The 5358-nt window shown below is 57.2% G+C and carries 6 protein-coding genes; all 6 read right to left on the bottom strand.

Annotated features, from left to right (window positions below; translation table 11 throughout):
- A partial coding sequence (locus tag JW937_08550) for a KpsF/GutQ family sugar-phosphate isomerase (protein ID MBN1587454.1) occupies positions 1-695 on the bottom strand: 695 nt, incomplete at its 3' end.
- Positions 692-1540, bottom strand: coding sequence for a 3-deoxy-8-phosphooctulonate synthase (gene kdsA, locus JW937_08555; GenBank protein MBN1587455.1), 849 nt, complete (start codon positions 1538-1540; stop codon positions 692-694). The genes kdsA and JW937_08550, both read right to left, overlap by 4 nt.
- A complete protein-coding gene (locus JW937_08560) occupies positions 1537-3153 on the bottom strand; it encodes a CTP synthase (GenBank protein ID MBN1587456.1) in 1617 nt (538 codons plus the stop codon). The genes kdsA and JW937_08560 overlap by 4 nt, the downstream gene beginning before the upstream one ends.
- On the bottom strand, positions 3150-3878 hold the full coding sequence (gene kdsB / locus JW937_08565) for a 3-deoxy-manno-octulosonate cytidylyltransferase (GenBank protein ID MBN1587457.1): 729 nt from the start codon (positions 3876-3878) through the stop codon (positions 3150-3152). Before kdsB ends, JW937_08560 begins: the two co-directional genes overlap by 4 nt.
- A gap of 2 nt (positions 3879-3880) precedes the next feature.
- The gene (gene rfaE1 / locus JW937_08570; GenBank protein ID MBN1587458.1) at positions 3881-4879 is read right to left on the bottom strand and encodes a D-glycero-beta-D-manno-heptose-7-phosphate kinase; all 999 of its coding nucleotides are present in this window, start codon (positions 4877-4879) and stop codon (positions 3881-3883) included.
- A gap of 13 nt (positions 4880-4892) precedes the next feature.
- Positions 4893-5358: type II secretion system protein GspE (locus JW937_08575; protein ID MBN1587459.1), on the bottom strand; the 466-nt coding region annotated here is incomplete at its 5' end.

Consider the following 5358-nt stretch of genomic DNA (forward strand, 5'->3'; position numbering starts at 1 on the left):
GCGCATCCGGAACGCGCCTGGGTAATCTGCAACAGCACTTCACGCACCGGCATACCGGGCGGCACAATACACATGGACTGGCCGCTGCGCATGATGTCTTCCACCTTGAGCAAGAGACGCTTGCCCAGCGCCCCGCCCGGATGGAAGAGAGCAAAATCCTTTTCCTGAAACCCGCGCCGCTGAATCAGGACCACTGCCAGGGCATCCCCCATGGCCATCTGTGCGGTTGTGCTGGAAGTCGGCGCCAATTGAAGCGGACAAGCTTCCTTGTGCACGGACACATCCAAAGCCACATCGCTGTTCCTGGCCAACTGTGATTTGGGGTTCCCGGTCATGCTGATGACAGGCGCGCCGAGTTTCTTGAGAATGGGCAGAAGCCTGAGGACTTCCTCGGTCTCTCCGCTATTGGAGAGCGCGATCACGACATCCGAACTTGTGACACGCCCCAGGTCTCCGTGAATGGCCTCGGCCGGGTGTAAAGAAAGGCTGGGACTCCCTGTCGAGGAAAGCGTGGCGGAAATTTTCTGGGCCACCAGACCGGCCTTGCCCATGCCCGTGACCACCACGCGGCCCTTGCAGCTGAGCAAAAGTTCCACCGCGCGTTCAAAATCCTGGTTAAGGCGGCCGGCCAAATCAGCCACAGCCTTGGCCTCAACCTTAAAAACTTCTGCGGCCAGACGCAAATCATCCTTCATCGTAAATCTCCCCAGCTGCGCACCAGCCGCGAAAGGTCCACGAGTTGTCTCAGGAGGGGGCGCAGCTCATCCAAGGGGATCATGTTCGGGCCATCCGAGGGCGCCGCGCCGGGATCTTCGTGCACTTCCATAAACACGGCGTGGGCGCCCGCAGCGACAGCCGCACGGGCCAGGGTGGGCACAAACTCCCGTTGGCCGCCGGATTGAGTGCCTTGCCCGCCCGGAAGCTGCACACTGTGCGTGGCGTCAAAAACCACCGGATAACCGAGCCTGCGCAGCACGGCAATAGAACGCGGGTCGCTCACCAGATTGTTATAGCCAAAAGAGGCGCCCCGTTCCGTGACCATAACCTTGGGGTTGCCGGACTCCACCACCTTTTGGATAGCGGTCTGCATGTCCCAGGGCGCCAGGAATTGCCCCTTCTTGATATTGACTACTTTGCCTGTGCGGGCCGCGGCAATCAGCAAATCGGTTTGGCGGCACAAAAAAGCGGGAATCTGCAACACATCCACAATTTCACCCGCAGCCTCGGCCTCTTCCGGGCTGTGCACATCCGTCAGCACCGGAACGCCGGCTTCTTCTCGAACAGTCCGGAGAATTTTGAGTCCTTGCACTAAACCCGGACCGCGGTAGGAATGGATCGAGGTGCGATTGGCTTTGTCATAACTCGACTTAAAGACAAAGGGCACTTCAAATTCTCCGGCCAATTCGCGAAGGACGCGCGCATGGCGCAAGGCATGCTCTTCCCCTTCAATCACGCAGGGGCCGGCAATCAAACCCAGAGCTTGAGCTTCTCCCCATTGGACATCCCCAACCTTGACAAGCTGCGGGGTTTGGGAGTTCATCGGGCCGAGTGCTCCAAAGCTGCTTCCACAAAATCCCGGAAAAGCGGATGACAGCGATCGGGCTTGGATCTGAACTCCGGATGGAATTGACATCCCACAAACCAGGGATGGTTGGCGAGTTCCACGATCTCCACAAGAGACCCTTTGGGACAGATGCCCGTGAACTTCAATCCGCGAGAACTCAGTGTCTTTTTGAATTCGTTATTGAATTCATAGCGGTGGCGGTGGCGTTCGTGGATCTGGTGTTTGCGATAGGCTTGAAAACTGAGGCTGCCGCTCTTGATCCGGCAGGGATAAGCCCCCAGGCGCATGGAAGCACCCTTGGCCGTAACATTCTTTTGTTCTTCCAGGAGAGCAATCACCGGAATTTCAACATTCTTATCGATCTCGGTCGTGCCGGCCTTCTTCAAATCGCACACATTGCGCGCAAACTCGATAACCGCAGCCTGCATGCCTAAACAAATGCCCAGAAAGGGCACCTTGTTTTCGCGCGCAAAACAAACGGCGCGCACCTTGCCCTCCACGCCGCGCGCCCCAAAACCGCCGGGGACCAGCACTCCGTTGACTCCCTCCAATAATTTTTCTGCATTCTTTGCGTCCAAGAGATCCGACTCCACCGGCCGGATTTCCACCTGTGCGTCATTGGCAATACCGCCGTGCCGGACGGCTTCAAAAATAGACTTGTAGGCATCGGGCACTTCCATATACTTCCCGACCACCGCAATACAAACCTTGTGTTGAGGATCAATCGCCGGCCTTACCACATAACGCCGCCAGCGGTCCAAGCTCTGATTACGCCGCCCTTTCCCCTTGAGCTTGAGCGTGCGCATGATCAGACGATCCAGCTTCTGTTCCTTAAAGCTCAGCGGAACCTCATAGATGTCTTTCACATCCCGGGCTTCCACGACCGCATCCTCATGCACATTACAGAAGAGAGCAATCTTGGAGCGCACCTTGCGGGTCATGCGGTATTCCGTGCGGCACAGAAGAACTTCCGCCTGCAATCCGATCTCACGCAACTTGCCCACGCTGTGTTGGGTGGGTTTGGTTTTGTGCTCGCCCGCGGCATTGAGAAAAGGGACCAAGGTCAGATGCACATTGATCGCATTTTCCGGACCCAGCTCCAGTTTAAGTTGCCGGATGGCCTCCAGGAACGGCAGGCTTTCAATATCTCCCACTGTCCCGCCGATTTCGACAATCATCACATCCGCGCGCGTGCGCCGTCCCAAACTGCGAATCCGCTGCTTGATCTCGTTTGTGATGTGCGGAACCACCTGAACCGTTCCCCCCAGATAGTCCCCGCGCCGCTCTTTGGTGATCACGCTGTTATAGACGGTGCCGGTGGTCAGATTGTGATCGCGTGTGGTGGTTTGATTGGTAAAGCGCTCGTAGTGGCCCAGATCCAGATCGGTCTCAGTGCCGTCATCCGTGACGTAAACTTCCCCGTGCTGGTACGGGTTCATCGTGCCTGCATCCACATTGAGGTAGGGATCGCACTTCTGAATAATCACCTTGAGCCCGTGCGATTCGAGAAGGCGGCCGATGGAAGCACAGGCAATCCCCTTGCCTAAGCTTGAAACCACACCGCCTGTTATAAAGATGTATTTGCTCATGCCGTCCGTTGATTTAGTTTTTCAAGCTCTTCCGGAGTATCCACGCCGATTGAGGCCTGTTCCACAGGCACCACATAAACCGGCATTCCGTTTTCCAAGGCTCTGAGCTGCTCCAAACGTTCCAGCTTTTCTAAAGAGCTCGGGGCCAACTTACAAAACTCAAACAAAGCATCCCGCCGGTACGCATAAAGGCCCAGATGCCTCCAAACCCGCTCCTCATTCCCGCCCCGGACATTGTACCCATGAGGAATCTGGGCTCTTGAAAAGTACAGAGCGTATCCGCCGGCATTGGTCAGGACCTTGACGCAGTTGGGGTTCTCCCACTCCCGCGCATCCCGAAAGGGCGTACCCAGCGTCACTATGGAGAATCCGGGCATTTGCTCAAAGGCCCGGATTGCTGCATCCACGGAGCTGGGCTCCAGCAGGGGCTCATCACCTTGTATATTCACAATGATATCCGATTTGAGGGATCTCGCAAGCTCCGCCACCCGGTCGCTGCCCGAGGGGTGATCTGCGGAGGTCATGATGGCCTCGCCTCCAAAACCGTGCACTGCTTCCAGAATGCGCTCGTCATCCGTGGCCACAAGCACCTGCGACAGGGTTTCGGCCTGAACAGCCTTCTCCCAAACATGCTGAATAAGGGGTTTCCCCCATAGAAGGGCAAGGGGCTTGCCCGGAAATCGTGTAGAACCAAACCTCGCAGGAATGATCCCGGTGGCGTGCAAAATCAGACCTTTGTCTCCATGCGCTTAAGCAATTCCTCGGGAGTTACCACAGCAACCCCAACCTTCTCCACAACAATTCCTGCGGCCAAATTCGACAAATAGGCCGCCTCCACGCGGCCCGCGCCCGCAGCCAAGGCTAAGGAAAACACACTGATGACCGTGTCCCCGGCACCCGATACATCGTAAACTTCGTGGGCCTCCGTGGGGATGCGGGTGGTCGCGCCGTTCTCCTCCAACAAAAGCATCCCGTCCTCTCCCAGAGTCAAGAGAACAGAATCACAGTGCAGGCGCGAAAGCAAAACCTTGGCTGCCTCCAAAAAACTGGCCTCGTCGGTAATCTTAACCCCTGAACCTGTCTGAGCCTCATGGCGGTTGGGTGTGATGGCCGTCACACCCTGATAATGATCCAGGTGATCCTCCTTAGGGTCCACACAAATGATCTTGCGCAGTTTGCGGGCCTCGGCAATGACCGGCTCCAGGACCTGGGGGACAATCACGCCCTTACCGTAGTCCTCAATAATAATGCAATCCACATCGGGGAGGGCTTGGATCACGGACTCCGCGATGCGCTTGCTCATCTCACTGCTGATGGGGGAAAGGTCCTCCCGGTCAATGCGCACCACCTGCTGTTGATGAGCAATGACGCGGGTCTTTACCGTGGTAGGCCGGTTCAAATCGCGCAAGACATACTTGACACCGACGCCCAGCTCTTCGAGATCCCGCAAGAGCACATCTGCGCCGTCGTCCTCCCCCACTATTCCGGCCAACTGCACCCGGCCGCCCAGAGCACGGATATTGTTCGCCACATTGCTGGCCCCGCCGGGCATGGTGGACTCATTCTGGGTCCAAACCACGGGCACCGGGGCCTCGGGCGAAATACGGGAGACCTTCCCCCAAATGAACTCGTCCAGAATCAAATCCCCCAAGACCAAAACCTTGGCCTTGGAGAAACTGGCGATCGTCCCCCTTAAAGACTTGAAATTGATTTCAGTGGATTGCAACAGGATCCCTGCCTTATTCGTCGATTGCCGATTCGGCCGTATCGTTTGCGGTTGTCACGCGGAGGACCTCTTCCACACTGGTCTCACCAGCCAGCAATTTCTCCAGGCCGCTCTGACGCAAAGAGCGCAGCCCGTGCTTCTGAGCCACAGCGCGAATTTCGCCTTCCTGGGTATCGGGCCTGAGTATTACATCCCGGACCTCAGGGGTCACAGGCATGACTTCACAGATCACAAGCCTGCCCGCATATCCCGTATTGTAGCAAAGATCGCATCCTTGCGGTCGATAGATCGTGTGCTTGTGGGCCTCCTGGCGGGAAAGGCCGAGCTGGTCAGCCACGTACTCCGGAAGAGGGGCCTCCTCACGGCACTCGGGACAGAGCCGGCGCACCAAACGCTGGGCCACTGCGCACACCAGGCTGGAGGCAATGAGAAAGTTCTCTATGCCCAAATTGGCCATGCGGATAACCGCTCCCGGGGCC

This window comes from Candidatus Omnitrophota bacterium (assembly GCA_016929445.1).
GTDB lineage: Bacteria > Omnitrophota > Gorgyraeia > JAFGIU01 > JAFGIU01 > JAFGIU01.